Annotated in this window: 24 protein-coding genes; 12 read left to right on the forward strand and 12 right to left on the reverse strand. The window is 66.7% G+C overall.

Going from position 1 to position 26863, the window contains the following annotated elements:
* Positions 1–2: 2 nt before the first annotated feature.
* The 4 genes from ACO07J_RS07820 to alr form a co-directional block, all read right to left on the reverse strand.
* Positions 3–458: a paraquat-inducible protein A gene (locus ACO07J_RS07820; protein WP_422027894.1), complete on the reverse strand. Its 456-nt coding sequence runs from the start codon at positions 456–458 to the stop codon at positions 3–5.
* A 356-nt stretch (positions 459–814) separates the two neighbouring features.
* Positions 815–1612, reverse strand: a complete 798-nt coding sequence (locus tag ACO07J_RS07825; RefSeq protein ID WP_422027896.1) for an ABC transporter ATP-binding protein — start codon at positions 1610–1612, stop codon at positions 815–817.
* Entirely contained in the window at positions 1609–2349 is a 741-nt protein-coding gene (locus ACO07J_RS07830) for an MlaE family ABC transporter permease (RefSeq protein ID WP_422029741.1), read from the reverse strand. Before ACO07J_RS07830 ends, ACO07J_RS07825 begins: the two co-directional genes overlap by 4 nt.
* A gap of 41 nt (positions 2350–2390) precedes the next feature.
* Positions 2391–3434, reverse strand: coding sequence for an alanine racemase (gene alr / locus ACO07J_RS07835; RefSeq protein ID WP_422027898.1), 1044 nt, complete (start codon positions 3432–3434; stop codon positions 2391–2393).
* 150 nt (positions 3435–3584) lie between these two features.
* On the opposite strand from alr, the gene ACO07J_RS07840 reads away from it, so the two are divergent.
* Positions 3585–4058 (forward strand): thiol-disulfide oxidoreductase DCC family protein, encoded by a 474-nt coding sequence (locus ACO07J_RS07840; RefSeq protein WP_422027900.1) that lies wholly within the window; start codon positions 3585–3587, stop codon positions 4056–4058.
* Positions 4055–5677: a DUF4166 domain-containing protein gene (locus ACO07J_RS07845; protein WP_422027902.1), complete on the forward strand. Its 1623-nt coding sequence runs from the start codon at positions 4055–4057 to the stop codon at positions 5675–5677. The genes ACO07J_RS07840 and ACO07J_RS07845 overlap by 4 nt, the downstream gene beginning before the upstream one ends.
* A gap of 33 nt (positions 5678–5710) precedes the next feature.
* Here ACO07J_RS07845 and ACO07J_RS07850 read toward each other — a convergent pair whose 3' ends face one another.
* The 5 genes from ACO07J_RS07850 to ACO07J_RS07870 form a co-directional block, all read right to left on the reverse strand.
* Entirely contained in the window at positions 5711–7204 is a 1494-nt protein-coding gene (locus ACO07J_RS07850; protein WP_422027904.1) for a replicative DNA helicase, read from the reverse strand.
* Positions 7205–7438: 234 nt separating this feature from the next.
* On the reverse strand, positions 7439–8113 hold the full coding sequence (locus tag ACO07J_RS07855) for an orotate phosphoribosyltransferase (protein WP_422027906.1): 675 nt from the start codon (positions 8111–8113) through the stop codon (positions 7439–7441).
* A 138-nt stretch (positions 8114–8251) separates the two neighbouring features.
* Positions 8252–10375 carry a calcium-binding protein gene (locus ACO07J_RS07860; RefSeq protein WP_422027908.1) on the reverse strand — a complete coding sequence of 708 codons (2124 nt, stop codon included), beginning with the start codon at positions 10373–10375 and terminating at the stop codon, positions 8252–8254.
* Between the two features lie 282 nt (positions 10376–10657).
* Positions 10658–11713: a dihydroorotase gene (pyrC, locus tag ACO07J_RS07865; RefSeq protein ID WP_422027910.1), complete on the reverse strand. Its 1056-nt coding sequence runs from the start codon at positions 11711–11713 to the stop codon at positions 10658–10660.
* Positions 11714–11758: 45 nt separating this feature from the next.
* Positions 11759–12832, reverse strand: a complete 1074-nt coding sequence (locus ACO07J_RS07870; RefSeq protein WP_422027912.1) for a phosphoadenosine phosphosulfate reductase — start codon at positions 12830–12832, stop codon at positions 11759–11761.
* Between the two features lie 199 nt (positions 12833–13031).
* Between ACO07J_RS07870 and ACO07J_RS07875 the strand changes: the two genes are divergently transcribed.
* From ACO07J_RS07875 to ACO07J_RS07895, 5 genes are all read left to right on the forward strand, one after another.
* Positions 13032–13940, forward strand: a complete 909-nt coding sequence (locus ACO07J_RS07875; RefSeq protein WP_422027914.1) for an AAA family ATPase — start codon at positions 13032–13034, stop codon at positions 13938–13940.
* Positions 13941–13997: 57 nt separating this feature from the next.
* Positions 13998–15254 (forward strand): vWA domain-containing protein, encoded by a 1257-nt coding sequence (locus tag ACO07J_RS07880; RefSeq protein WP_422027916.1) that lies wholly within the window; start codon positions 13998–14000, stop codon positions 15252–15254.
* Between the two features lie 105 nt (positions 15255–15359).
* Positions 15360–17435: an OmpA family protein gene (locus ACO07J_RS07885; protein ID WP_422027918.1), complete on the forward strand. Its 2076-nt coding sequence runs from the start codon at positions 15360–15362 to the stop codon at positions 17433–17435.
* 174 nt (positions 17436–17609) lie between these two features.
* Positions 17610–18161, forward strand: coding sequence for a YeeE/YedE thiosulfate transporter family protein (locus tag ACO07J_RS07890; protein WP_422027920.1), 552 nt, complete (start codon positions 17610–17612; stop codon positions 18159–18161).
* Between the two features lie 3 nt (positions 18162–18164).
* Positions 18165–18743, forward strand: a complete 579-nt coding sequence (locus ACO07J_RS07895; RefSeq protein WP_422027922.1) for a DUF6691 family protein — start codon at positions 18165–18167, stop codon at positions 18741–18743.
* An 82-nt stretch (positions 18744–18825) separates the two neighbouring features.
* Here the strand turns inward: ACO07J_RS07895 and ACO07J_RS07900 are convergent, their stop codons facing one another.
* Positions 18826–19614, reverse strand: coding sequence for an ImmA/IrrE family metallo-endopeptidase (locus ACO07J_RS07900; protein ID WP_422027923.1), 789 nt, complete (start codon positions 19612–19614; stop codon positions 18826–18828).
* 308 nt (positions 19615–19922) lie between these two features.
* Here ACO07J_RS07900 and ACO07J_RS07905 point away from each other — a divergent pair, with 308 nt between their 5' ends.
* Both ACO07J_RS07905 and ACO07J_RS07910 read left to right on the forward strand, forming a co-directional pair.
* On the forward strand, positions 19923–20888 hold the full coding sequence (locus tag ACO07J_RS07905) for an XdhC family protein (RefSeq protein ID WP_422027925.1): 966 nt from the start codon (positions 19923–19925) through the stop codon (positions 20886–20888).
* Positions 20885–21880, forward strand: a complete 996-nt coding sequence (locus ACO07J_RS07910) for a molybdopterin-binding protein (RefSeq protein ID WP_422027927.1) — start codon at positions 20885–20887, stop codon at positions 21878–21880. Before ACO07J_RS07905 ends, ACO07J_RS07910 begins: the two co-directional genes overlap by 4 nt.
* Positions 21881–21927: 47 nt before the next feature.
* On the opposite strand, the gene ACO07J_RS07915 is transcribed toward ACO07J_RS07910, so the two are convergent.
* Together ACO07J_RS07915 and ACO07J_RS07920 are read right to left on the reverse strand one after the other, a co-directional pair.
* Entirely contained in the window at positions 21928–22356 is a 429-nt protein-coding gene (locus tag ACO07J_RS07915) for an SRPBCC family protein (protein WP_422027929.1), read from the reverse strand.
* Positions 22353–22694 (reverse strand): ArsR/SmtB family transcription factor, encoded by a 342-nt coding sequence (locus tag ACO07J_RS07920; protein WP_422027931.1) that lies wholly within the window; start codon positions 22692–22694, stop codon positions 22353–22355. The genes ACO07J_RS07915 and ACO07J_RS07920 overlap by 4 nt, the downstream gene beginning before the upstream one ends.
* 170 nt (positions 22695–22864) lie before the next feature.
* On the opposite strand from ACO07J_RS07920, the gene ACO07J_RS07925 reads away from it, so the two are divergent.
* From ACO07J_RS07925 to ACO07J_RS07935, 3 genes are all read left to right on the forward strand, one after another.
* Complete coding sequence (locus tag ACO07J_RS07925) at positions 22865–23350, forward strand: (2Fe-2S)-binding protein (protein WP_422027933.1); 486 nt, start codon at positions 22865–22867, stop codon at positions 23348–23350.
* A 76-nt stretch (positions 23351–23426) separates the two neighbouring features.
* The gene (locus tag ACO07J_RS07930; RefSeq protein WP_422027935.1) at positions 23427–25790 is read left to right on the forward strand and encodes a xanthine dehydrogenase family protein molybdopterin-binding subunit; all 2364 of its coding nucleotides are present in this window, start codon (positions 23427–23429) and stop codon (positions 25788–25790) included.
* 14 nt (positions 25791–25804) lie between these two features.
* Positions 25805–26590 carry an FAD binding domain-containing protein gene (locus ACO07J_RS07935; RefSeq protein WP_422027937.1) on the forward strand — a complete coding sequence of 262 codons (786 nt, stop codon included), beginning with the start codon at positions 25805–25807 and terminating at the stop codon, positions 26588–26590.
* Positions 26591–26863: the final 273 nt, after the last annotated feature.

Below are 26863 nucleotides of genomic sequence, written 5' to 3' on the forward strand. Positions count from 1 at the left end.
TGTTAGTGCCTGCTGTTCGGCTCGGAGGCAAGCGGGTCGCGTGCCGTCAGGATCGAGAGGGCGAGGGAGGCCAGGATGCAGGCGGTGAAGAGGTAGAGGCCCCAGGCGGTCTCGATCCGGCCGATGCCGATGCCCTTGGCGATAGTGATGTAGAGGGCGATGAGGAAGATGTCGGCCATGGCGAGTTTGCCCAGTATATGCAGGGCCGGGAGCACGGCGCGGTCGAGCAGGTGGAAGTGGACGAGCGCGAGGCCGAGGGTTTTGAGGTAGGGGGCGAAGAGGGCGAAGATCGTGACGATCAGGGCGAGGATGACGTCGGATTGCCAGAGGGACTGGAGCCCGGAGATGACGGAGATTTCCGACAGGCCGAAGAGGGGCAGCATGCCGGCGCGCATCATGGGCGCGAACCACGAGACGGGGAAGAGGACGAGGAGGGCGAGGTTGGCGTAGCGGAGCATGGGCCGGGTCTTTGCGAAAGGTTAGGCAGAGGTAAACGGTGCGGACGGGGGCGGCAAGCCCGGTGTGCGCGGGGTGGGGGCGAATCGGGGTTAACGGCGTTGGTTTGCGGGGAAAGGGCGGGTCGGTATCGCGTCGGTAAAACGTCGGTATTGCGTCGGTGTTTTTCGCGGTGGAGGGCGGGGTTAACGGGGGGCGCGGTGGGGGTGGGATTTGGGTAAGGGGTTGGGGGGTAGGGTTGGGGTGTGGTTTTTTGTGGCGCGAGGTCCCGGCTCGAGGACCGGGACGGGTGAATCCGTGGTGGCGGGGTGGGACACGCCCGGAATCGAGGCCGAAGGCCGCCGGGCGTGTGCCATAGTCATCCGTTGTTAGGTCCGAGGTCGGAACGGTGGGTTGGCACCCGCCCTACGTCACCGTACCGCTCGATCGGGCCTTCGGGGCTGCCGGTGATGAACTGGGCGAGGTAGGGGTCGCCGGACGCGTCCATCTCCGACACCGGCCCCGTCCACTGGATCACGCCGTCATGGAGCATGGCGACGTTGTCGGCGATGGCGCGGACGGAGGTCATGTCGTGGGTGATGGTCATGGCGGTGGCGCCCATCTCGGTGACGATCTCGCGGATGAGGTCGTTGATGACGCCGGCCATGATCGGGTCGAGTCCGGTGGTGGGTTCGTCGAAGAAGATGATTTCCGGTTCCGCCGCGATGGCGCGGGCGAGGCCGACGCGTTTCTGCATGCCGCCCGAGAGCTCGGCCGGGAAGAGGTCGGCCTGTTCGGGCTTGAGGCCGACGCGGCGGAGCTTCTCGATGGCGATTTCGCGGGCCTCGTGTTTCGGCCGCTTGAGCGAGCCGCGCAGGAGGCGGAAGGCGACGTTCTGCCAGACGGGGAGCGAATCGAAGAGCGCGCCGCCCTGGAAGAGCATGCCGAACCGGGCGAGGAAGGCGTCGCGGTCGCCCTTGGTGACGTCCTTGCCGTCGAGGGTGATGAGGCCGCTGTCGGGGCGGACGAGGCCGAGGATACATTTCAGCGCGATCGACTTGCCGGTGCCCGAGCCGCCGATGATCACCATGGAGGTGCCCGAGGGGATGGTCAGGTTCACCCCGCGCAGGACGTGGTTGGATCCGAAGGATTTGTGGATGTCGCGAAGCTCGATCATAGCGAGAAGAAGAGGCTGGTGAGGAGGAAGTTGGCGGCGAGGATCAGGACGGCGGCGGCTTCCACGGCGGACTTGGTGGCGCGGCCCACGCCCTGGGCGCCGCGGCCGGTGTTCATGCCGTAATAGCAGCCCAGAAGCGTGGCGATGAAGCCGAAGGCCGCGCCCTTGACGAGGGAGGAGATGACGTCGCGCGCCTCGATGAAGTCGAAGGTGTTCTGGAGGTATGCGGCGGCGTTGAAGCCGAGGCTTCTGACCCCCACCACATAGCCGCCGAGGATGCCGATGATATCGCCCACGCCCACCAGCAGCGGCACCATGATGAGCCCGGCGAGCACACGGGGCACGGTGAGGTATTTCATCGGGTGGGTGGAGAGGGTGACGAGCGCGTCGATTTGCTCGGTCACCTTCATGGTGGCGATCTCGGCGGCGATGGAGGAGGTGACGCGGGCCGCGACCATCAGGCCCACGAGCACGGGGCCGAGTTCTCGGACCATGCCGATGGCGACGATCTGGGGGACGACCGCCTCGGCGTTGAAGCGGGAGCCGCCGGAGTAGATCTGCAGGGCCAGCGCGCCGCCGGTGAAGATGGCGGTGAGGCCGACGACGGGGAGGCTGAAATAGCCGATGTTCAGGAGGCTTTGCAGGATTTCCTTGAGGTAGATCGGCGGGCGGACGACATGGGAGAGCGTCTGGCCGCCATAGATTGCCAGCCGTCCGATGAACGCGAGCCCCCCCATCACCGCGCGGCCGATGGCGGCCAGGAAGGCGGTGATCCAGCTCATCCGCCGATATAGCGCAGGGAATAGCGCGGGCCGAGCGCCGTGAGGATCTCGTAGGCGATGGTGTCGGCATTGTCGGCCAGCGTGTCGATCGACTGGTGCCGGCCCATGAGTTCGAGCGTGGCCGGGTCGGCGCCGGAGGGCAGGTCGGTGATGTCGACGCCGATCAGGTCCATCGAGATGCGGCCGGCGATCGGGCAGGGCGTGTCGCCGGCATAGAGGTGGGTCTTGGGCCCCAGCGCGCGCAGGATGCCGTCGGCATAGCCCGCCGAGACGGTGGCGATGCGGGTTTCGCGGGTGGCGGTGAAGCTGTTGGCGTAGCCCACGGTTTCGCCGGGTTCCAGCGTGCGGCACTGGATCACGGGGAGGTCGAGCGTGACCACGGGCGCCGCGTCGATATAGGGCAGGCCGCCATAGGCGCCGATGCCGGGGCGGGTCATTTCGAAATGGTAGTCGGGGCCGAGCAGCACGCCGCCGGTATTGGCCAGCGACCTGGGCACGCCGAGCCCGTCGGTGAGCTCGAAGAAGGTCTTGAGCTGCTGGGCGTTCATCGGGTGGTCGGGCTCGTCGGCGCAGGCGAGGTGGCTCATCAGCAGCGTGGGCCGCTGTTCCAGCGCCACCTGGGCCACGGCGCCCCATTCGGCGGGCTCCATCCCAAGGCGGTTCATGCCCGAATCGAGCTGGATGCCGAACGGGTGGTTCGGCAGCGCCTCGACATGGCGGATGAGCTGGTCGATGGAGTTGATCATCGGCACGAGGTGGGTGTCGTGGATCATGTCGGCATCGCCCGGCATGTGGCCGGAGAAGACGTTGATGACGGGGTCGGGCCCCAGTTCCTGGCGGAGTGCGGCGCCTTCCTCGGCCATGGCGACGAAGAAGGTGCGGGCGCCTTCCTTCTGCAGGGCGCGGGCCACCTTGCCCGCGCCGAGGCCGTAGCCGTCGGCCTTGACCACGGCGGCGGTTTCGCCCGAGTTCATTGCCGCGAGGTTGCGCCAGTTGGTGCGGATCGCACCGAGATCGATTGTCAGCTTTCCGGTACCCATGGCAGGGGTTTTGACAGTCTGGGCGGAGGGGTCAAGCGGAAAGGTTCGGGCTGTCAGCCGCGCAGCGGGTTGTGGCGGGTATCGTTGCAAACGGGCGCGATTTCCCGCATCTCTGCGACATGGTGGGTTTCCGGAGCGGGGAGGCTGGAGATGGATGCGCGGCGGGACCGGATTGGGCCGACACCGTTCTCCTTTCGTGATGACCCGGAGGTTCCGGTGTTCGACGACGGGGCGCCGCTGGCCGTGATGGATGCGGAATGTGCCGTCTGTAGCTGGGGCGCGCGGATGATCCACCGGCTGGACCGGAGCCGGTCGGTGCGGATCTGCCCGATCCAGTCGCCGCTGGGGGCGGCGCTGTTGCGGCATTACGGGCTCGAGCCGGTCGATCCGACCACGTGGCTGTTCATCGACGAGGGCGTAGCGCACCGGGATTTCGAGGCGGTCATTCATGCCGCAAGGCGGTTCGGGGGGTGGGGCCGGTTGGCGACGGTCCTGCTGATCCTGCCGCAGCCACTGCGCGACTGGGGGTACCGGCGGCTGGCCCGGAACCGGTACGCGCTGTTCGGGCGGGGGGATATGTGCGCGTTGCCCGATCCCGAGTTTCAGAAGCGTCTGCTGCGGTGAAGATCCTGCTGGTCGGCGGATACGGCGTGTTCGGCGCGCGGCTGGCGCGGCTGCTTGTGGCGGACGGGCATGACGTGTGTGTCGCCGGACGGCGGCTGGACAAGGCCCGGGCCTGTGCGCGGGAGCTGGGGTGTCGGGCGGTTCGGTTCGACCGGGCGGAGGGACGGTATGCGCTGGAGGGGCATGATGTCGTCATTGATGCCGCCGGGCCGTTTCACGCGTATGGAGAGGCGCCGTATCGGCTGGCCCGGGCGGCGGTGGCGGCGGGGGTGCATTGCCTCGATCTGTCTGACGATGCCGAATTCTGTGCCGGTATAAAGGCGCTGGATGCCGAGGCGAGGGCGGCCGGGGTTTGCGTGCTGTCCGGTCTGTCGTCGGTGCCGGCGCTGTCCTCTGCCGCCGTGCGGGCGCTGGCGGGGGGCGAGCGCCCCGTGGTGATCGACACGGCGATCCTGCCCGGCAACCGCGCGCCGCGGGGGATTTCGGTGCTGCGGTCGATCCTGTCGCAGGCGGGGCGGCCGATGCCGGTCTGGCGGGGCAACAGGTGGGAATGGGCCCGTGGCTGGTCGGGGCCGGCGCAGTACAGGCTTCCGGGCGGGCTGGTGCGGCAGGGCTGGCAGATCGGGGTGCCGGACCAGCGGCTGTTTCCGGCGCATTTCGGCGCGGCGACGGTGCGGTTCCGGGCGGGGCTGGAGCTTGGCGTGATGCGGTACGGGCTTGCGTTATTCGCCGGCCTGCGCCGGGTGGTGCCGGTTCCGGTGACGCCCTTCGTCGTGCGCCTGTTCAAACTGGCGGCCGATGGTCTGGCGCCGTTCGGGAGCGGCCGGGGCGGGATGTCGGTGTCGGTGACCACGCGGCAGGAGACCCGGAGCTGGCGCCTTCTGGCCGAGGATGGCGATGGGCCGTTCGTCCCGGCGGTGGCGGCCCGCGCCCTTTTGCGCCGGGCTGCATTGCCGGTGGGGGCGGGCCCGGCGCTCGAGGTGGTCACGCTGGCGGAGGCGGAGGCGGCGATGGCGGACCTTCGCGTGGTGACGGAGCGCGATGTGGCCCCGGTCTCCTTCCTGTTCGCGAGTGTGCTGGGTGATGACTTCGCGGCGCTGCCCGAGGAAATCCGGGCGACCCATCTGACGCTCGGCGTGTCGCGATGGGAGGGGCGGTGCGAGGTGCGTCGTGGCAAAGGCGTCTGGTCGCGGCTGCTTTGCGCGGTCTTCCGGTTTCCGCCGGAGGCGGCGGATGTGCCGGTCGAGGTGACCAAGACGGTCACGCTGCGCGGCGAGACATGGGTTCGACGGTTCGGCCGGAGCGCGTTCCGGTCGCATCTATCCCGGGACGCGGGTGGGCTTTGCGAGCGGTTCGGGCCGTTCAGCTTCGCGATCGGACTGGAGGTGCGAGATGGCGCGTTGCACTACCCGGTGACCGGCGGGCGCGTCGGGCCGGTCGGGCTGCCGAAATGGGGGCTGCCGGGGTCCGTGGCGCGCGAGTTCGCGGCGGAGGGCCGGTTTCATTTCGATGTGGCGCTGTTGGTGCCGCTGACGCAGGCGCCGCTGGTGCATTACCGGGGGTTTCTTGTGGCTGCCGCGGCGGACGATCCGTCCGAGCCGCCGGGCGGCAAGGCGTGAAAGCCCGGCGCCGCCCTGCACTCTGGCGCTGCCTCAGAACTCCTGCTCGCCGCCCTGTTGCCAGGGCTTCACGAGGTTGCCGAAGCGGGTGAACTGGCCCTCGAAGGAGAGCTCGACCGTGCCGATGGGGCCGTGGCGCTGTTTGCCGATGATGACCTCGGCCTTGCCATGGAGGCGTTCCATGCGTTCCTGCCAGGCGGCCATTTCCTCGAGCCGGTCCTCGGAGGGTTTTTCCCGTTCGACGTAGTATTCCTCGCGGAAGACGAACATCACCACGTCGGCGTCCTGTTCGATCGAGCCGGATTCGCGGAGGTCGGAGAGCTGGGGGCGCTTGTCGTCGCGGCTTTCGACCTGGCGGGAGAGCTGCGAGAGGGCGATGACGGGGATGTCGAGCTCCTTGGCGATGGCCTTGAGACCCTGGGTGATCTCGGAGACCTCGTTGACGCGGCTGTCCTTGGCCGAGGAGGGGCGGACGAGCTGGAGGTAGTCGATGATCAGCACGTCGAGCCCGTGGGTGCGCTTGAGGCGGCGGGCGCGGGCGGCAAGCTGCGAGATGGGCAGGGCGGGCGTGTCGTCGATATAGAGCGGGCAGGTTTCCAGCGTCTTGGCGGCATCGACGAACTTGCGGAACTCGCCCTCGGTCATGTCGCCCTTGCGGATCTGCTCGGAGGGGATTTCGGAGGCTTCGGAGAGGACGCGGGCGGCGAGCTGTTCGGCGCTCATCTCGAGCGAGTAGAAGCCCACGACGCCGCCCTCGACCGCACCTTCGGAGCCGTCGGGGCGGGTGCCGCGGCGGAAGGCCTTGGCGATGTTGAAGGCGATGTTGGTGGCGAGCGAGGTTTTCCCCATCGAGGGGCGGCCGGCGAGGATCAGCAGGTCGGACTTGTGCAGGCCGCCCAACTTGCGGTCCATGTCGATGAGGCCGGTGGAGATGCCGGCGAGGCCGCCCTCGCGCTGGTAGGCGGCGTTGGCGACGCTGACGGCATCCTTGACGGCGCTGAGGAAGCTCTGGAAGCCGCGTTCGGCCTGGCCCTGTTCGGACAGCGCGTAGAGTTTCTGTTCTGCCTCGACGATCTGGTCGCGGGGTTCGACCTGGACGTCGGCCTTGGCGGCGCGGCCGGCGATGTCGTGGCCGAGCTCGATCAGCTCGCGCCGGATCGCCATGTCGTAGATCATCTGGGCGTAGTCGCGGGCCGCGAAGGAGGAGATGGCGGCGCCGGCGAGGCGGACGAGATAGGCGGGCCCGCCGAGTTCGGCGAGACCCTCGTCGTCTTCGAGGAAGGTCTTGAGCGTGACCGGCGAGGCGAGGTTGCCCTTGGCGATGCGGGCGGCCGCGACCTCGTAGATGCGGGCGTGCACTGGCTCGTGGAAATGCTGCGGCCCGATGATGTTGGCGACCCGGTCGTAGACGTCGTTATTGGTCAGGATCGCGCCCAGAAGCTGTTGCTCGGCCTCGATCGAGTTCGGTAGAGACTCGGTTCCCGTGGCTTCAGCGCCGGTGGCGTTGAAGCTTGCGACATTGCTCATCATGTCCCCCATGTACCTGTAGGGTGGTGTCATACAAACGTTACCTGCGGCCGCGCAACTTGTATGTTTTTGTGGAAAAGCGTGTGGATAACGATTTCCAACCTCATCTTGTGGTGGGGCGAGGTTGTCTGTCAAGATGTTGGGGTGGGCGGGCGTTGCCATTTGGCCACGCCGGGGCGGAAATTGCCTTTGGGGGCCAAGCGCTTGGGTGAGTCCCCGGCCGGGTCAAGGCGTTTATTTTCGCGCTTCCTGCCAGGCGCGGGGGTCGTTGAGGAAGTGCTCGACCCCGTCGAGCGTGTCCTTGGAAAAGCTGCCCTGTTCGCGGGCCTCGGCGAGCACGTCCCACCAGGTGCAGAGGTAGTGCAGGCTAACCCCGTGATCGCCCAAGGTTTTCACCGTTTCGGGGAAGATGCCGTAGTAGAAGATGACGGCCGTGTGGGCGCAGGTGGCGCCAGTGTCGCGGATGGCGTCGACGAAGGAAAGCTTCGATCCGCCGTCGGTGGTGAGGTCCTCGACGAGGAGGACGCGCTGGCCCTCGGACATGGCGCCCTCGATTCGCGCGTTGCGGCCGTAGCCCTTGGGCTTCTTGCGCACGTAGGTCATGGGCAGGGCCATGCGTTCGGCCACCAGCGCGGCGAAGGGGATGCCCGCGGTTTCGCCCCCGGCGATGTTGTCGAAGGCCTCGAACCCGGCGTCGCGCAGCACGGTGACGGTGAGGAAATCCATCAGGGTCGACCGGATGCGCGGATAGGAGATGAGCTTGCGGCAGTCGATATAGGTGGGCGAGGGCAGGCCCGAGGCGAGGGTGAAAGGCTCGTCGGCGTTGAAATGCACCGCCTCGATCTCGAGCAGCATCCGCGCGGTGAGGCGGGCGATTTCGTCTTTCGGGGGGTAGGTGCTGGGGATCATCGGGTGTCTCGCTTGGGCCGGGGTTGAGGTGGGTTAGCGCCAGTGCGGGCCGAGATCAAGCGGGAGGACCCGGCACAGACGGCACAAAGGCGCGCCGGGGCGCGCCTTTGCGATGATTTCGGAGCGGCGGGGCCGCGATCAGCCGAAGGTGAAATCGTTCTCGTCGATCACCCCGGTTTCGCCCAGCAGCGTGACCGAGCCGCCATCCCACGAGACCACCGTGTCGCCGCCCACCTGTTCGATGGTCAGGTCGCCGAACTCGGTGCTGCCGCGGATTTCGATCGTGTCGAAACCGTTCTCGAAATCGGTGATGGTGTCGTTGCCGGTGCCGAAATCGGGGTTGAAGAGGAAGACGTCGGGCCCGTTCTCGCCGGTGAGTTCGTCGTCGCCCTCGCCGCCGACGAGCGTATCGCGGCCCGGGCCGGCGAGCAGGGTGTCGTTGCCGAGACCGCCATCCATGTAGTCGTTGCCGTTGCTGCCGTCGATGAAATCCTCGCCGAAATTGCCGTAGAGGAAATCGTCGCCGTTGTTGCCGAGCACGCTGTCGTTGCCCTCGCCACCGGATACGGTGTCGTTGCCGTTCTGGCCCAGCATGGTGTCGTCGCCGGCGCCGCCGTCGATCGTATCCCAGTTGAAGCCGCCCTTGATGCTGTCGTTGCCGGCGTCGCCGTTCATGGTGTCTTCGCCGTTGTTGCCGAGCAGTGTGTCGTTGTCGGCCCCGCCGTTCATGATGTCGCTGCCGTTCTGGCCGCGCAGCAGGTCGTCGCCGTCGCCGCCGTTGAGCAGGTCGCCCCCGGCGCCGCCCTTGAGGAGATCGTCGCCGGCGCCGCCATCGATGGTGTCGACCCCGTCCCAGCCGCGCAGGTCGTCGTCGCCGTCATTGCCGCGCAGGATGTTGGCGCTGGCGTCGCCGCGGATGTAGTCGCCCTCGGCGGAGCCGCGCACCTCCTCGATATTGGCGAGGGTCTGGCTGAAGGGATTGCCGTTCCAGGTGCCGGTGGCGGTGCCGGTGAGCAGGTCGACCTCGAGCCCGGCCTCGACGCCGGAGCGGTCGTAGCGGACCCGGTCGAAGCCGGCGCCGCCGTCGATCGTGTCGTCACCGCCTTCGCTGATGAAGGATTCGTCGGCCGCGCTGCCCATCACCGTGTCGGCGAACTCGGTGCCGCGCAGTTCCCAGATGTTGCCGACGATGGTGTCGGTGTCGCCGTCCTGCATCACCGTACCGGCGGCGAGATCGGCGTTGATGGCGCCGCCGCCGCGGAAATCGACCCGAAGCTGGCCGTCGCCGCTGACGGTGATGACGTCACTGCCCGCGCCGGGGCGCAGCGTCATCCACTGTTCGGCGCCGATGTTGAGGTTGAAGACGTCGTTGCCGGCGGTGCCGCGCAGGTCGAGCCCGCCGGTGGTCCAGCCGGCGTTGAGCGGGTTGACGACGTTGACGAGCGTGTCGGTGCCTTCGGCGCCCGCGCTGATGCTGCCGGTGTTGAGTTCGCCGTCTATGTTCACGACGATCGGGCCGGTCAGGCTGTTATGGGAGAGGGTGAAAAAGCCCATGCTGGCGTCGGAGAAGTCGATCGTGTCGTCGCCGGGGCCCGCGTCGATGCCGTCGAAGCCGGTCGCGCCGCCGAGGTTGTCGCCGGGGTTGATGGTGTCGTTGCCGAGCCCGCCGAAGATCTCGTCATTGCCGTCGTTGCCGAAGATCCTGTCATTGTCGGCGCCGCCGTCGAGCTGATCGTTGCCGGCATCGCCGTTGATCGTGTCGTCGCCGCCATTGCCGTTGATGGTGTCATCGCCAATGCCGCCATTGAGCAGCTCGGCGGTGTCGTCGCCGTCGATCATGTCGTCCTCGACCGAGGTGGCGCCGGGCAGGGATTCCCAGGCGATGTCGTCGCCTTCACCGAAGGGCGCGCCGGCCGCGCCGACGCTGGTGATCGAGGCGTTGAGGGCGTTGAAATCGGCCACCGTGTTGATCGCGGGCAGCGGATCGCCGGAGATCTGGATGACGTAATGGGTGTCCTCGACAGGGCCTTCGACGGTCACGATCATGATCACGGCGGAATTGCCGGCGCCGAAATTCACCACGCCGAACTCGACGCTGGCGGTTTCGGGCACGGACACGCCGTCGATGGTGATGCCGTAGCTGTCCTCGTCCACCAGCACCTCGGGGAGGCCGTCCGGCGGGATGTTGTCGATGGTATAGCTGAACGTGGCCCCGCTGTCGGCGGTGACCACCACGTCGACGGAGGGCTGAACGCCGGTCACGTCTTCGGTGGTGTTGTTGGTGCTGTAAGAGAATCCGTTAATCGTGGTCGTGGTCCTGCGTTTCCTGTGTCAAAATTTCACACGCGTCAGCAGGACCGCTCCAACGAGGGGTAGATGGAACGCCTTTAATAAAATGCCTTTAAAAGCAATAGGTACGTCCTGCAAACAGGGGCAGGTTAACCAGATCGAAACGGTCTGGGAAGGCGAAAGTTAACTGCCTTACGTAGGGTAAAGGTCGGGAAGGCCGAAAGGCCGGGGCCTGCGCCGGGGGTGACCGGCAGGTCAGCCGGCCGGGCCGTCCGCCACCTGCCAGAACACGTCGAAGCCCGGGTCGAAGACGGTCACCGGCCCGTCGCCGGTGTCGATCTTGGCCGGGAAGGCCGTGGGGCTGTCGCCCTTCGTGAGGGTGAGCGTGGCGTCGTTCACCGGCAGGCCGTAGAAGCCGGGGCCGTTGCGGGAGGTGAAGGCCTCGAGCCTGTCGAGCGCGCCTTCCTCCTCGAACACGTGGGCAAGGAGGGCCATGGTGTTGGTCGCCGTGAAGCAGCCCGCGCAGCCGCAGCCGGTTTCCTTGGCCGCGTCCACATGCGGGGCGCTGTCGGTGCCGAGGAAGAAGCGCGGATCGCCCGAGGTGGCCGCGGAGCGGAGGGCGAGGCGGTGTTCCTCGCGCTTGGCGACGGGCAGGCAGTAGTAATGCGGCCGGATGCCGCCCACGAGGAGGTGGTTGCGGTTGATGATCAGGTGATGGGTGGTGATCGTGGCGCCGAGGTCGGTGTCGTTGGCGCGCACGTAATCGACGCCGTTGGAGGTGGTGATGTGTTCCATCACCACCTTGAGGCCCGGCGTGGCGCGGCGGATCGGGTCGAGCACGCGGTCGATGAAGACGGCCTCGCGGTCGAAGATGTCGATCTCCGGGTCGGTCACTTCGCCATGCACGCAAAGCGGGATGCCGGCCTCGGCCATCGCCTCGAGCACGGGGCGGACGCGGTCGAAATCGCGCACGCCCGAGGCGGAGTTGGTGGTGGCGCCGGCCGGGTAGAGTTTGACCGCCGTGACGATGCCCTCGGCATGGGCCTGCACCACGTCAGCCGGGTCGGTCTCTTCGGTGAGGTAGAGGGTCATGAGCGGCGTGAAGGGGCTGCCTTCGGGCCGGGCGGCGAGGATGCGCTCGCGGTAGGCGGCGGCCTGGGCGCCGGTGACGACGGGGGGCACGAGGTTCGGCATGATGATCGCGCGGGCGAAGTGGCGGGCGCTTTCGGGGCAGACGGCGGAGAGCATCGCGCCGTCGCGCAGGTGCAGGTGCCAGTCGTCGGGGCGGGCGAGGGTGAGCGTATCGGTCATGGCCGAGGCTTTACACAAAGGCGGAGGGCAGGGCCAGAGGGTGTGTCAGCCGGTGGCGGCGGTGTCGGGGCCGATGTCGGTTGCGGTGTCGATCGTGGTGTCTGCCTCGGTGTCTGGCCCGGTACCGGCCACGGTGTCGGTCACGGCGTTCGGCGTGATTCCGGCCTGGTTTTCCGCGGGCGGGTTCTGCCGGAGGCCCAGCGTGGCCTCGGCGTGGTTGAGGGCCTTGCGGAAGGGCCGGCCGTTGCGCCGGCGCAGCACGTCGTTGCAGAGGTGGATGACGAGGCGGTGCCGTTCCTGCGCCTGGAGGTGGCGGAGCAGGGTGAACTGGTAGGGCGCGTCCTTGTGCCGGGCGCGCAGCAGCCGGGCGGTGGCCGTCAGCGTCAGCTTGTCGGCGCTCATCTGCGCCAGCATCCGGTAGAGCACCTTCATCCGCAACAGAGAGGTTTCGAGGTTCAGGTCGAGGAAGCGGACGCGGATCTTGGTGACGTTGGGCCGGGTGAAGAGCGCGGCATGCATGGCGTCGAGCTCGTTCTCCTGGTCGTAGACGATGAAGGCCTGCGCGGCGGCGTCGAGCATGTCGGGCGCATAGCCGAAGCGCGAGGTGAAATCGGTGCGGCGCATGTGGCGGAAGCGGTCGTCCCAGTCGGTGACGCGGGGGTCGAGCGTGGCCTGCGGTTGCAGGGCCAGCACCTTGGCGCCGGGGGCGGCGACCGAGTAGGCGGCGGCGGCATAGCCGGCGGGGCCCGCGCCGTAGAACAGCACCTGTTCGAATTCCTCGAAGAAGCCGTCGTCGATCAGGCGGTCGAAGAAGCCGATGACCTGCCGGTCGCGGAACCAGGTGTCGCCGTCGGAGACGAGGGTGAGCTGCGACCAGCCCAGTGCGTTCGTCATTTCCCAGCCGATCGGGTGGGCGGCGTCGGAGCGCTCGCGGATGGCGTCGTAGCTTTCGAAGCTGACCAGCAGAACGGGTTTCTTCTCGATGAAGACGGCGGTGTGGCGGGGGCCCAGCCGCTCGGCGAAGCCGTCATCGCCGGCGATGTCGTGCATCCGCTCGGACCAGTCGGCCCATGCCAGGCCGCTGAGATCGGTTTCGGTCGGGTTGGTCCTGTCCTGCATCCTGCTCGGTCCTTCGACACGTAAAGCGCGCGGCCGCTATTCCGCGGCTTTGTTGTACGCTTGTCTAGGCAGGAAGTTGGGCGAAAATTTGGAGAATCCAAGAGGGTTCCGGGCGCATCGGCGGCGATCCTGCGGCGGCGCTGTCTCTTGACGGACAGGGGGCGGCGGGGCAGGTAGAGGGACCAGTGCGGAGGGTTACATGACGGCCATTTCCACCATCGACGACGTGCAGGCCATGCTGGCGGGGCAGGGCTATGTCTGCGGCCGGGCGCTGGGGACGGTGGTGTTCCTGTCGCTGACGCTGGGGCGGCCCTTGTTCCTGGAGGGCGAGGCCGGGGTCGGCAAGACCGAGATCGCCAAGGCGATTGCGGCGGGGCTGGGGCGGCGGCTGATCCGGTTGCAGTGTTACGAGGGGCTGGATGCGTCCTCGGCGGTTTACGAATGGAACTTCGCCGAGCAGATGATCGCCATCCGCGCGGCGGAGGCGGCGGGCGGGGTGGATCGCGAGCGGCTGACGGATGAGCTGTTTACCGAGGAATTCCTGATCGAGCGGCCGCTGTTGCAGGCGATGCGGCCGCAGGCGGGTGGCGCGCCGGTGCTGCTGATCGACGAGCTCGACCGGACGGACGAGCCGTTCGAGGCGTTCCTGCTGGAGGCACTGAGCGATTTCCAGGTCACGATCCCTGAGCTGGGGACGATCGCGGCGCCCGAGCCGCCGATCGTGATCCTGACCTCGAACCGGACGCGGGAGGTGCATGATGCGCTGAAGCGGCGGTGTCTTTATCATTGGGTCGATTATCCAACGTTCGAGCGCGAGATCGAGATCCTGCAGGCCCGCGCGCCGGAGGCGGCCGAGAAGCTGAGCCGCGAGGTGGTGGCTTTCGTGCAGCGTCTGCGGACCGAGGATTTGTTCAAGAAGCCTGGCGTGGCGGAGACGATCGACTGGGCGAAATGCCTGCTGGCGCTGGACGTGATCGACCTCAGCCCGGAAGTGATTGCCGACACGGTGGGGGCGATATTGAAGTACCAGGACGATATCCAGCGGCTTCAGGGGTCGGAGGCGAAACGCATCCTCGACGAGGCGAAGGCGGGGCTGGAGCCGGCATGAGGCTTCTTCTTGGGAAAAGTATCCCGGGGGTGTGGGGGCAGCGCCCCCACGAAACCCTTGCCTGAGATCGCGCCGCTCGACCTGCCGGAGACGCCGCGGCTGTCGCATAACATCACGCATTTCGCGCTGGCCTTGCGCAAGGCGGGGCTGCCTGCCGGGCCGGGGCGGGTGATCGATGCGATAAGGGCGGTGGAGGCGGCGGGGTTCACCTCTCGCGACGACTTCTTCTACACGCTGCGGGCCTGTTTCACGTCACGCCCCGAGCATCGGGCGGTTTACGCGCAGATCTTCCGGCTCTACTGGCGCGATCCGCGCTACATGGAGCACATGATGGCGATGATGCTGCCTGCGCTGCGCGGGGTGCAGGAGGAGCAGGTCGCGGAGGCCGCGCAGAAGCGGGCGGCGGAGGCGTTGCTGGACGGGGTGGAGCGGGAGGCGCCGGAGCGGGAGGACGAGGAGGGCGAAGAGACGGAGATTGAGGTCGATGCCTCGCTCACCATGTCCACCGAGGAGCGGCTCAGGATGCTCGATTTCGAGCAGATGAGCACCGAGGAGATCGCGCAGGCCAAGCGGATGCTGGCGCGGCTGATCCTGCCGGTGAAGCCCTTTGCGTCGCGCCGGGGGATGGCGAGCCATACCGGCCACAGGATCGACCATCGCAAGACCTTGCGGGCGGCGATGCGGCGGGGGGGCGAGATGCGGCGGATCCATCTGAAGAAGCCGCGGCCGCGGTGGCCCAACCTGGTGGTTCTGTGCGATATTTCCGGGTCGATGAGCCAGTACAGCCGGATGGTGCTGCATTTCCTGCACGCGGTGGCCAATCACAAGGGGGCGGGCTGGGCGAAGGTCCATGCGTTCACCTTCGGCACGCAGTTGACCAATATCACCCGGCATCTGGCCACGCGCGACGTGGATGCGGCGCTTTCGGCTGCGGGGAAACAGGCGCAGGACTGGGAGGGGGGCACGCGGATCGGGGCGTGCCTGCATGCGTTCAACCGCGACTGGTCGCGCCGGGTGACGGGGCAGGGGGCGGTGGTGCTCTTGATCACCGACGGGCTGGACCGGGACGACCCCGAGATACTGGGGCGCGAGATCGAGCGGCTGCACCTGTCGGCGCGGCGGCTGATCTGGCTGAACCCGCTGCTGCGGTGGGACGAATTCGCGCCGAAGGCGCGGGGCATCGCGACGATGCTGCCGCATGTGGACAGTTTCCGGGCCGGGCATTCGGTGGCGACGCTGGAAGAACTGGCGCGGGTGATCTCGCAGCCCGACGACATGGGCGAGAAATTGCGCCTGCTGTCCGAAATACGCTGAGGCCCAGAAACCTTTTCGCCTGTCTGCGCGTTTCTTGTGCATATGCGACTATCCCCAGCAGACGCGGGCTTTCCGTGGCTGCGAGAAAAGACCGAAGGAGCAGACATGAAACGCAATTGGCTTAAATCGACAACGGCTCTCGCAGTTGTGATCGGGCTGGCGACACCGCACGGCGCGATCGCTCAAAGCGCGGAGAACAGCACCACCGGCATCACACTGGAAGGCGAGGCGGAGGCCAATACCGAGGCCAATACCAACGCCGAAACGCTTGGCGAGGCGCTTGGTCAGACGAAGGACGAGGAAGAGGAAGCGCAGAACGAACCGGTCGAGGAGGCCGAGACCGAGCAGGCGCAGGACAATGCCGCCGAGCAGGGCACGGCCGAAGAGGCCGAGAACCTGCGCGAGAAGCTCGAGACCAAGGCCGATGCGGATGAGGTGACCGACGAGGCACTGGACAATGCCGGCGAGGTCGCCGAACAGGCGTCGGATACCGCCGAGGAGTCCACGGAGAACGCGGAGGAGATCGTCGACGAGGCGACCGAGACCGCGGACGAGGCCACGGACAGCGCGCAGGACACGGCCGAAGAGGCCACGGAGAACGCGCAGGATACGGCCGAAGAGGCGACGGAGAACGCGCAGGACACGGCTGAACAGGCGCAGGAGAACGTCGAGGAGGCGGTCGAAGAGGCGCAGGAAAACGTGCAGGAGAGCACGGAAGAGGCGCAGGAGACTGCCGAGGACACCGCCGATCAGGCCGAGGAAACGACGGAGCAGGCCGAGGGCGACACCGCCGCCGACGAGCTTCGCAACGCGCTTGGGCTTGACGGGAACGCCGAAGCCGAGGCCGAGGCCGATGCCGAGGCGGATGCCACTGCAACCGGAACTGCCGATGCCGATGTCGATGCAGACGCCAATGCGGAGGCCGATGCGAATGCGGATGCCGGCGATACGACCGATGCCGACGCCAGCGCCGATGCCGATGCGACCGCCGAGGCCACGGCCGAAGTCGACGAAGAGGTCGTCGAGGAGGCGCTGGAGAAGGCAGAGCGTGACGATGTCGAACAGCTGAGTGCCGAAGAGCAGGCCCAGCAGGCCGCACAGACCGCCGCCGATACCGGCGCCGCGGCGCTGAGCGGCGTGGGTGAGCTTCTGGACCGCACGCAGGAGACCGTGACCGAGGAACAGGCACGGTCGTCGAGCGAGGAATTCGATACGGATCTCTCGGACCAGGAGCGGATCAAAGCCAACATGGAGAAGGCCGCGCGGGCCAAGGCGCTGGCCGATGCCAACGACGACGACGATGATCTCGCCGCCGTTCTGGGCGCCGCTGCCGTGGGCGTCCTTGGCGCCTACATGGTCGGCCAGTCCTTCGAGGGCGGCGGGCAGGTCGTCTCGAACACCGGTGACCGGATCGTGATCGAGGATGGCGGCCAGTACCGCGTGATCCGCGACGACAACGCGCTTCTGCGCCGTCCGGGCAGCACGGTCGAGACCGAGACCTACAGCGACGGCTCGACCCGCACCATCATCGACCACGAGGATGGCAGCCGTGTCGTGACCGTGCGGTCGAGCAACGGTGCGATCCTGCAGCGCGTGCTGATCCGGCCCGACGGGCAGGAGATCGTGCTGATCGACGACACCCGCGATTACACCGAGGTCGACGTGACGCGCCTTCAGCAGAACGAGGCGCAGACGATCGACTATGACCCGGGTCAGACCGACCAGCTGCGGACCGCGCTGGCCGCGCAGGGCGGGGTGGACCGCGCCTATTCGCTGAACCAGGTGCGCAACATCAACGTGGTGCGCAGCCAGGTGCCGGTGATCTCGCTCGACTCGATCAATTTCGACACCAACTCGGCCGTGATCCGGCCGGAGGAAGCCGAGGAGTTGCAGGCGCTTGGCGATGCCATGCGCGAGGCGATCGAGGAAGATCCGCAGCAGCTGTTCCTGGTGGAAGGGCACACCGACACGGTGGGCCGGGCCGCCTATAACCTCGCGCTGTCGGACCGCCGGGCGGAATCGGTGGCTCTGGCGCTGACCGAGTATTTCAACGTGCCCCCGGCGAACATGATCGTGCAGGGCTACGGTGAATCGGATCTGAAGGTGCAGCAGGCGGGCGATATCCGCGAGAACCGCCGCGCCGCCGTGCGCAACATCACCCCGCTTCTGAACGGCGGGTAAGCAAAGCCGGCATCCGGGTGTGCCTCACGCACCCCGGAGAGCCTGGAGTCGCGGTCGGGAAACCGGCCGCGGCTTTTTTCGTGCCATCGTGGCTGCGACAGTTTGACGTGGATCAATGCGGCCGGGTTCGTTCCATATATATTCAGTAATATGAATGTATATGGAGACAGGAACATGCCACTCAACTGGAAGACTGGCGGGCTGCTGCTGGGGCTCGTCTTTTTCGCGGCGGTGCTGCTGGTCAAGCCCATCGGGGTGTCGACGCAGTTCGTCATTCTCGACGCGATGATCGGGGATGTCGCCAACCCCGACCTGATCACGCAGACGGAGGAGGGCTATGGCTCGACCAATGCCTACCTGGCGAAGTCGGGCGGGAAGTATGCCAGAAACGCGGCCAACCCGCTGAATTACAGCTTCGTCTTCGTTCTGGCGATGATGGTAGGCGCGGGCCTTTCAGCGCTGATGCGCGGGGGCGTCGGGCGTGAGGAGCGGCGGTTGCCGGCGATCTGGAAAGCCAATTTCGGGGACACGCCGTGGGCGCGCTATGCCGTCGCCTTCGCCGGCGGCTTCGTGGTGCTTTACGGGGCGAGGCTGGCCGGGGGGTGCACCTCGGGGCACATGATGTCGGGGATGATGCAGACATCGCTCTCGGGCTACGTGTTCGCCGCCGGTGCCTTTCTGGCCGCGATTCCCGTTTCCATGATGATGTACCGCAAGGAGGGCTGAGCCATGAGTACCATCATTCTTGCCATTGTGATCGGTGCGGCGTTCGGCGCCGTGCTTGACCGGATCGGGGCGACGAACCCCAACTGGATCGGGAAGATGCTGTCGCTGAAGCATCTGCACCTGATGAAGACCATCCTGCTGGCCATCGGCACGGGCTCTGTCCTGATGTTCGCAGGCCAGATGGCCGGGCTGGTCGAGTTGGGCCACATGGACGTGAAGGCGGTCTATACCGGCGTGTTCATCGGCGGGCTGATGCTGGGCGCGGGCTGGGCCGCGGCGGGGTATTGCCCGGGCACCGGCGTGGCGGCGGCGGCCACGGGGCGGCGGGATGCGCTGTTCTTCGTGGCGGGCGGGTTGCTGGGGGCTGCGGCCTACATGGTGACCTACCCGGCGTGGAAGGCGTGGGGCCTGCTGGAGGGCGCCACGCTGACGCTGGGGACGGTGCCGGATGCGGGCTATGACGGGCTGATCGGGCTGCGCGGCGATGTGCTGGGCATCCTTCTGGGGCTCGGGTTCATTGCGGTTGCCTTTGCCCTGCCGGAGCGTCCCCTGGGCAGGACAGCGCGTGTCGCGGCCGAGTGAGGGCTGCGGCGCTCGCCAAGGGCGGCCGTCCCGAAAGGGGCGGCCGTGCCGGGGGCGAGGCGCCCCAGGATCAAGGCTCCGCTTATGCGGAAGGCCGAGGTTCAAACGGTATCGCGCCGCGTTCGAGTAGCGTTTCCCTGAGTTCTTCTGCAAACCTGTGCGCAAAGGCTTCGCGTTCTGAATCTGGTCTGGAAAAATAGAGACTGTCCGCGACATCCTGATCGAGGTCGAGCGCCGTTTGGTGATCAAGAACCTTTTGATGATAGTCAGCCAGGTGCCCAAGCTCGTGCAGGAAAGTACGATAGAGTATCGTGTTCCGCACCGCTTCTTCGGTCTGCTTTGTCACTTGGTATCGCCTGGTTTCGACAAAGACGTGCCCGTCGCGAAGGAGACGTTCATACTCTGCGCGGTCATCCAAAGCCATTCGTTTTGACCATTTTAGCGGCGATCCCAGCGCTTGAGCTTCTACGACAATTGCCGTTCCGTGCTGCTCGGCAAATTCTGCGCGATACAGGAAACGGCCCCAAACCGGGTTTTGCTGATGTTGCTTTCTGGTGGGTTGTCGAAACGCGACTATGTCCGGAAAAGCTGGGACAAGGCTTGAAACAACTGTCAGCAATTTAACAACGTCCGCGGGTGAACATCCATAAGAGAACCCTTCGCGGGGTGTCTCGTACAGAAACTTCATTTTGCATTCGCCGAAGGTTACATTCTCAACACGAGGCGTCTCGAGCCGTTCAAAGTAGAGCGTGTAGTTCCCGTGCTTGTCCACCCAGCTTTCTGGTATTCGCATGTCGTTGGACTTGGAAAACCCTGACGCCTTGGTTCCAATTCTTCTGTTTCGACGCTCTGGTCGCCAAACGCCCGTCAAGAACACGTCCTCCGAACTTCTTGAACAGGACGTTAGAGAAGCCTGTGGCATGTTTCAATTTGGCCTTTGCCGTTTGCGGATGCAAGGTCGGCACTGCTGGACGACGCCGCCATTCCTTGCCGACGGTCAAATGCCGCGTAGGCGTTTCGTGGTGATGTCCGTGAAGGGCCAGACGGCCAACACGGCGAGGCGGCCGATGGCTGTGCTGCAGGGCCTCCGGCAAGGGGCCTGTCCCGGACGGGGCGGGTGTTTTTCATTGTACCCCGGTGGCCGCGTCTCCATATTGGCCCCGCTGGAAGGAGGCTCTCATGGACCGCTTCGACACCATTCCCGAAACCGCGCTGGCCTGGCACAGAGAGGGCAAGGGCGCCGCGCTTGCGACCGTGGTCGAGACATGGGGCAGCGCCCCGCGCCGGGTGGGCAGCCAGCTGGCGATTTCCGGGGCGGGCGAGATCGAGGGGTCGGTCTCGGGCGGCTGTGTCGAGGGGGCGGTGGTGGCGGAGGCCATCGACGCCATCGACGAGGGCCGTCCGGTGATGCTGGAATACGGCGTGAGCGATGGCGATGCGTTTGCCGTAGGGCTGGCCTGTGGCGGGACGATCCGGGTGCTGGTGGAGCCGATCGGCAGCGTGATGCCGGAGCAGGTGCTGGAAGACCTGACCATCGCGCGGGACGGGCGGGTGCCAGTGGCCTATGTGACCGGCATGAAGGCCGAGCAGAGGCTGGTGCAGGACGGCTATGAAGAGCGGTTCCGGATGGACCGGTCGGGGTTCGAGGAAGATGGCGAGACCTTCGTGGCGATCCACAACCCGCCGCTGAGGCTGCTGATCGTCGGTGCCGTGCATATCGCGCAGGCGCTGGTGCCGATGGCGCGGATTGCCGGGTATGACCCGCTGCTGATCGACCCGCGGGAGAGCTTCGCCAGTGCCGAACGGTTTCCGGGCGAGACCGTGCTGCACGAGTGGCCGGACGAGGGGGTGCGGGCCTTTGGCCTCGACCAGCGGACGGCGCTGGTGCTGCTGACCCATGACCCGAAGCTGGATGATCCGGCGCTGGAGGAGGCGCTGCGGTCGGACGTGTTCTATATCGGGGCGCTGGGGTCGACGCGGACCCATGCCAAGCGGGTGGAGCGGATGAAGGAGCGGGGCTTGAGCGACGCGCAGATCGCGCGGATACACGGGCCGATCGGCCTCGATATCGGGGCGGCGGGGCCGGCGGAGATTGCGGTGGCGATCCTGGCGCAGATGACCCAGGTGCTGAGGCAGGGCGGATGAAGTTCGGCACGGTGCCCGTGGCGGAGGCGGCGGGCGCGATGCTGGCCCATTCGCTGAAGCTGCCCGGCGGGCGGCTGAAGAAGGGGCATGTGCTGGGGGCGGCGGACCTTGGCAAGCTGGCGGAGGCCGGGATTGCCGAGGTGACGGTGGCGCGGCCCGATCCGGGGGATTTGTCGGAGAATGACGCGGCGGAGATGCTGGCGGGGGCGATCCATGACGGGGCAGAGGGGTTGCATCTGAGTGCGCCTTTTACCGGCAGGGTCAACCTCGTGGCGGACGGGCCGGGGGTGGTGTTGCTGGAGGCGGAGCGGATCAACGCGGCGAATGCGGTGGACCCGATGATCACGGTGGCGACGGTGCCGCCCTATCGGCAGATCCACGCGGGCGGGATGGTGGCGACGGTGAAGATCATTTCTTACGCCGTGGCGGAGCGGGCCGTGGCGGAGGCGGCGGAGGCGGCGCGCGGGGCGATCCGGCTGGCGGTGCCGGCGTTCGCGGATGCCACGCTGATCTTGACGGATATTCCGGGCGGGCCGGGGGAGAAGGGTGTCGAGGCGATCGAGGCGCGTCTTGCCGGGCTGGGGATGGCGCTGGCCGAGACGGTGAGCGTGGCGCATGACGAGGATGCGCTGGCGGAGGCTTTGACGGCGGCGAAGGGAGGGATCGTGCTGGTGCTGACCGGGTCGGCCACGTCGGATGCGGAGGATACGGCGCCCGCCGCACTGCGGCTGGCCGGGGGCCGGGTGGAGCGGTTCGGGATGCCGGTCGATCCGGGGAACCTGTTGTTTCTTGGCGATCTGAAGGGCAAGCCGGTGATCGGGCTGCCGAACAGTGCGCGGTCGCCGGTGCTGCACGGGGCGGACTGGGTGCTGTCGCGGGTGGCCTGCGGGATCGCGGTGACGAGCGCGGATATCGCGGCGATGGGGGTGGGCGGATTGCTGAAGGAAATCCCGACCCGGCCGCAGCCGCGGCAGCGCAAGCCGGCCGGGTAAGGCGGGCCAGATAGGCGGGCCGGGCGGCGGACCGCCCGGCGCCGGGGTCAGGCTACGGCCGCCAGTTTCTCGAGAATGGATGTCCAGCCCTTGCGGTGACCTTCGCGCTGGTCCTCGCTGAGGAAGCGGACCTGCGTGAGTTTGACATGGGTGCCGCCGGTGCCGGGGGTGAAGGTGAGCGTGACCTCGCTGTCGTCGCGCGAGGCGTGGCTTTCCCAGGTGAAGACGAGGCGGTTGGGCCGGTCGATTTCCTTGTAGGTGCCGGTGTGGGGCAGGTCCTTGCCGTTGACGCGCATCATCACCTCGAAGCGGCCGCCCTCGTGGGCGTCGGAGAAGGCGGAGGGCACGGTGGTGTCGAACGGGCAGATGAAGCGTTTCATCGTCTCGGGGTCGAGCCAGGCGTCGAAGAGCTTTTCGGCGGGCGCGTCGATCACGCGTTCGACGGTGAGGGTAAGGTCGGTATCGGTGGCAGTCATTGGTCGGTCTCCTGAGTGAGCAGCTTGTCGAGCGCCTCCAGCCGGAGGGCCCAGATCGAACGGAGGTCGCGGAACCAGCGGTCGACATGTTCGAGTTCCTCCACCCGCACTTCGATCAGGTGCTCGCGCCATTCGGTGCGGCGCGTGGCAAGCCCGGCCGCCTCGAGCACCTTGATGTGCTTGGAGACGGAATTGAGGCTCATGTCGAAATGCCCGGCGATGTCGGTGACCCGGAGTGGGCCTTCCTGCGCCAGAAGCGTCAGGATGGCCCGGCGGGTGGGGTCGCCGGCGGCCTTGAAGATCTCGGTCAGTCGTTGGGGCGATTCTTGTTCAACCATATGGGTGAATAACCCGTGGCGGCCCTTCAGTCAACCCTTTGGGTGAATGATGACCGGAACCGGCCTTTGATCGCCACGGGCGGGTGCGCGAAAAAACATTCTTCTCAAGTGAGGGGTCGCGTGTTTAACTCCAACCTGTCGATTGCATAAACATTTTTGGGAGGAGCCAGATGCCCCAGGTCAGCATGACCGTGAACGGCAAACCAGCGACCGGAGAGATCGAGGGCCGGACGCTGCTTGTCGAATTCCTGAGGGAGAGCCTGCACCTGACCGGCACGCATGTGGGCTGTGATACCAGCCAGTGCGGCGCCTGCGTGGTGCATGTGGATGGGAAGGACGTGAAGGCCTGCACCATCTTCGCCGCCGAGTGCGAGGGGGCGGAGGTGACCACGATCGAGGGGATGGCCGCGGCGGACGGCACGCTGAACAAGGTGCAGCAGGCGTTCCAGGATCACCACGGGCTGCAATGCGGTTTCTGCACGCCGGGGATGGTGATGACGGCGGCGGCGCTGCTGGAGAAGAGCCCCAACCCGAGCGAGGAGGAGATCCGCTCGTACCTGCAGGGGAATATCTGCCGGTGCACCGGGTATCACAACATCGTCAAGGCGATCATGGCCGCGGCCGGCCAGGATACGTCGAAGATCGCCGCCGAGTAGGGCGGGCTCGTCGCGCCTTTGCGGCGCGCCTCGTGACGAGGATGGACGGGTTTCAGTTATTCAGGGAGGACAGATCATGCCCAAGGATGGCGGCATAGGCGACGCGACCAAGCGGCGCGAGGACGTACGGTTCCTGTCAGGGACCGGGAAGTATACCGACGATATCAACGTGGCCGGGCAGGCCTATGTGCATTTCCTGCGTTCGGACGTGGCGCATGGGAAGATCACCAGCCTGGATACCGCGGCGGCCGAGGCGATGCCCGGCGTGCTGCGCATCTTCACCGGCAAGGATTTCGAAGGCGTGGGCGGCATTCCCTGCGGCTGGCAGGTGACCGACAAGCACGGTGAGCCGATGCAGGAGCCGGCGCACCCGGTGCTGGCGCAGGGCAAGGTGCGGCATGTGGGCGACCCGATCGCCGCCGTGGTGGCCGAGACGCGCGAGCAGGCACGGGATGCGGCCGAGGCGATCGAGGTCGATATCGAGGACCTGCCGGCGGTGATGGACATGAAGGCGGCGCTGGCGGACGGCGCGCCGAAGGTGCATGACGATCTGACCTCGAACCTGTGTTACGACTGGGGGTTCGTGGAGGACAACAAGGCGGCGACGGATGCCGCGTTCGAGAATGCCGCGCATGTCACCACGCTGGAACTGGTGAACCAGCGGCTGGTCGCGAACCCGATGGAGCCGCGCGTGGCCGTGGGCGCCTATAACCGGGCGGGCGACGATTACACGCTGTATACCACCAGCCAGAACCCGCACGTGATCCGCCTTCTGATGGGGGCCTTCGTGCTGGGCATCCCCGAGCACAAGCTGACGGTGATCGCGCCGGATGTGGGCGGGGGCTTTGGCTCGAAGATCTATCACTATGCGGAGGAGGCGTTCGTGACCTTTGCCGCGAAGGCGATGAACCGGCCGGTGAAGTGGACGTCGAGCCGGTCGGAGGCGTTCATTTCGGACGCGCAAGGCCGGGATCACGTGACGAAGATCGAGCTGGCGCTGGATGCGGATAACAACTTTACCGCCATCCGGACCGAGACCTATGCCAACATGGGGGCGTACCTGTCGACCTTTGCGCCCTGCGTGCCGACCTACCTGCACGGGACGCTGATGGCGGGGAACTACAAGACGCCGAATATCTACGTGAACGTGAAGGCGGTCTTTACCAATACCGTGCCGGTCGATGCCTATCGGGGCGCCGGGCGGCCGGAGGCGACCTATCAACTGGAGCGCGTCATCGACAAGGCGGCGCGGGAGTTGAAGGTGGACCCGATCGCGCTTCGGCGGCAGAACTTCATCACGGAGTTTCCTTATGCCACGCCGGTTGCGGTGGAATACGACACCGGCGATTACGTGGCGACGATGGACAAGCTGGAAGAGATCGCCGACGTGAAGGGCTTCCCGGCGCGGCGGGCCGAGAGCGAGAAGAACGGCAAGCTGCGTGGCTTGGGCGTGAACTGCTACATCGAGGCCTGCGGGATTGCGCCGTCGGCCCTGGTGGGTGCGCTTGGGGCGCGGGCGGGGCTGTATGATGCCGCGACCGTCAGGGTGAATGCGACCGGGTCGATCAGCGTGATGGTCGGTGCGCATAGCCACGGGCAGGGGCACGAGACCGCCTTTCCGCAGGTGGTGGCCGAGATGCTGGGGATCGATCCCGGCATGATCGACATCGTGCATGGCGATACCTCGAAGATCCCGTTCGGGATGGGGACGTATGGGTCGCGCAGCCTTGCGGTCTGTGGGTCGGCCATGGTGCGGGCGACCGAGAAGATCATCAACAAGGCCAAGAAGATCGCCGCGCACCTGATGGAGGCCAGCGAGGCCGATATCGAGTTCAAGGACGGCCAGTTCAGCGTGGCCGGCACCGACAAGTCGGTGGCCTGGGGCGACGTGACGCTGGCGGCCTACGTGCCGCATAACTACCCGCTGGAGGAGATCGAGCCGGGGCTGGAGGAGACGGCGTTCTATGATCCGGCGAACTTCACCTACCCCTCGGGCGCCTATGCCTGCGAGGTGGAGGTGGACCCCGAGACCGGCAAGGTCACGGTGGAGCGGTTCGCGGCGGCGGATGATTTCGGCAATATCATCAACCCGATGATCGTCGACGGGCAGGTGCATGGCGGGATCGGCCAGGGCATCGGCCAGGCGCTTCTGGAGCAGTGCGTCTATGACGAGAGCGGGCAGTTGCTGACCGGCTCCTACATGGATTACGCCATGCCGCGCGCCGATGACGTGCCGTTCTATGCGGTCGACCATTCCTGCCAGACGCCCTGTACGCACAACCCGCTGGGGGTGAAGGGCTGTGGCGAGGCGGGGGCCATCGGCTCGCCGCCCTCGGTGGTCAACGCCGTGATCGACGCCCTGCAATCGGGCGGGCACAATGTCACCCATATCGATATGCCGGTCTCGCCCTCGCGGGTCTGGCAGGCGATGCAAGGGTAAGGAGGACGTAACCCATGTATGCATTCGATTTCGAACGCCCGAAGACACTGGCCGATGCGGTCAAGGCGATGGCGGACGAGGACGCGGTGGCGCTGAGCGGGGGGCAGACGCTGATCCCGTCGCTCAAGCAGCGGCTGGCGATGCCCTCGAAGCTGGTGAGCCTGACCGGCATCGACGAAATCAAGGGGATCTGTGTCGACGATGACGGGCGGGTCTGTATCGGCGCGGCCACGATCCATGCGGATGTGGCGGCGCAGGAGCATTACCCGGCGCTGGCGGCGCTGGCCTCGAGCGTGGGCGACCCGGCGGTGCGCAACCGCGGGACGATCGGCGGCTCGCTGGCCAACAACGACCCGTCGGCGTGTTACCCGGCGGGGGCGTTGGGCTCGGGCGCGGTGATCGTGACCGACAAGCGGGAGATCGCGGCGGATGACTACTTCACCGGCATGTTCGAGACGGCGCTGGAGGAAGGCGAGATCATCACCGAGATCAAGTTCCCGGTGCCGGAAAAGGCCGCCTACATGAAGTTCGAGCAGCCCGCGTCGCGCTTTGCGCTGGTGGGCGTGTTCGTGGCCAAATACGCGGACGGGGTGCGTGTGGCGGTGACCGGCGCCTCGAACGGGGGCGTGTTCCGCTGGTCGGAGGCCGAGGCGGCGCTGGGGTCGGATTTCTCGGCCGGGGCCGTTGAGGGGCTGTCGCTGGATGGTTCGGACATGATCGCGGACGTGCATGGCTCGGGCGATTACCGGGCGCATATCGCGAAGGTGATGACCAAGCGGGCGGTGGCGAAGGCCGGGTGAGTCTGTTTTGGGATTGATTTGAAAGGGGCCGGGGTGACAGCTTCGGCCTCTTACCGGATGTGTTGAAGACTCAAGCGCGACCCCATGTGCAATACTGCTCAGAATATGCCAATGCCCCCGTAGAAATCTGCGGGGGCATTGGCATGTCCCGGAGGTCGGCTTTGCGGACAGAATGGTCATTGGATCCCGACGGTGCGAAGCCGCGCATCGACGGGCCGTGGTGCGGCGAACCGACGGTGGTAGTTGCCCCTTTATGGCTGCGACGTACATCCG

This window comes from Roseovarius sp., assembly GCF_965228755.1.
GTDB lineage: Bacteria > Pseudomonadota > Alphaproteobacteria > Rhodobacterales > Rhodobacteraceae > Roseovarius.

Bases quoted from the DNA above. Each gene is read 5' to 3' on its own strand.
- ACO07J_RS07820 (WP_422027894.1), bottom strand. From the start codon at position 458: ATGCTCCGCTACGCCAACCTCGCCCTCCTCGTCCTCTTCCCCGTCTCG.
- ACO07J_RS07825 (WP_422027896.1), bottom strand. From the start codon at position 1,612: ATGATCGAGCTTCGCGACATCCACAAATCCTTCGGATCCAACCACGTC.
- ACO07J_RS07870 (WP_422027912.1), bottom strand. From the start codon at position 12,832: ATGCAGGACAGGACCAACCCGACCGAAACCGATCTCAGCGGCCTGGCA.
- pyrC (WP_422027910.1), bottom strand. From the start codon at position 11,713: ATGACCGATACGCTCACCCTCGCCCGCCCCGACGACTGGCACCTGCAC.
- ACO07J_RS07855 (WP_422027906.1), bottom strand. From the start codon at position 8,113: ATGATCCCCAGCACCTACCCCCCGAAAGACGAAATCGCCCGCCTCACC.
- ACO07J_RS07830 (WP_422029741.1), bottom strand. From the start codon at position 2,349: ATGGGGGGGCTCGCGTTCATCGGACGGCTGGCAATCTATGGCGGCCAG.
- ACO07J_RS07850 (WP_422027904.1), bottom strand. From the start codon at position 7,204: ATGAGCAATGTCGCAAGCTTCAACGCCACCGGCGCTGAAGCCACGGGA.
- ACO07J_RS07890 (WP_422027920.1), top strand. From the start codon at position 17,610: ATGCCACTCAACTGGAAGACTGGCGGGCTGCTGCTGGGGCTCGTCTTT.
- alr (WP_422027898.1), bottom strand. From the start codon at position 3,434: ATGGGTACCGGAAAGCTGACAATCGATCTCGGTGCGATCCGCACCAAC.
- ACO07J_RS07935 (WP_422027937.1), top strand. From the start codon at position 25,805: ATGTATGCATTCGATTTCGAACGCCCGAAGACACTGGCCGATGCGGTC.
- ACO07J_RS07920 (WP_422027931.1), bottom strand. From the start codon at position 22,694: ATGGTTGAACAAGAATCGCCCCAACGACTGACCGAGATCTTCAAGGCC.
- ACO07J_RS07840 (WP_422027900.1), top strand. From the start codon at position 3,585: ATGGATGCGCGGCGGGACCGGATTGGGCCGACACCGTTCTCCTTTCGT.
- ACO07J_RS07885 (WP_422027918.1), top strand. From the start codon at position 15,360: ATGAAACGCAATTGGCTTAAATCGACAACGGCTCTCGCAGTTGTGATC.
- ACO07J_RS07925 (WP_422027933.1), top strand. From the start codon at position 22,865: ATGCCCCAGGTCAGCATGACCGTGAACGGCAAACCAGCGACCGGAGAG.
- ACO07J_RS07910 (WP_422027927.1), top strand. From the start codon at position 20,885: ATGAAGTTCGGCACGGTGCCCGTGGCGGAGGCGGCGGGCGCGATGCTG.
- ACO07J_RS07915 (WP_422027929.1), bottom strand. From the start codon at position 22,356: ATGACTGCCACCGATACCGACCTTACCCTCACCGTCGAACGCGTGATC.
- ACO07J_RS07905 (WP_422027925.1), top strand. From the start codon at position 19,923: ATGGACCGCTTCGACACCATTCCCGAAACCGCGCTGGCCTGGCACAGA.
- ACO07J_RS07875 (WP_422027914.1), top strand. From the start codon at position 13,032: ATGACGGCCATTTCCACCATCGACGACGTGCAGGCCATGCTGGCGGGG.
- ACO07J_RS07895 (WP_422027922.1), top strand. From the start codon at position 18,165: ATGAGTACCATCATTCTTGCCATTGTGATCGGTGCGGCGTTCGGCGCC.
- ACO07J_RS07930 (WP_422027935.1), top strand. From the start codon at position 23,427: ATGCCCAAGGATGGCGGCATAGGCGACGCGACCAAGCGGCGCGAGGAC.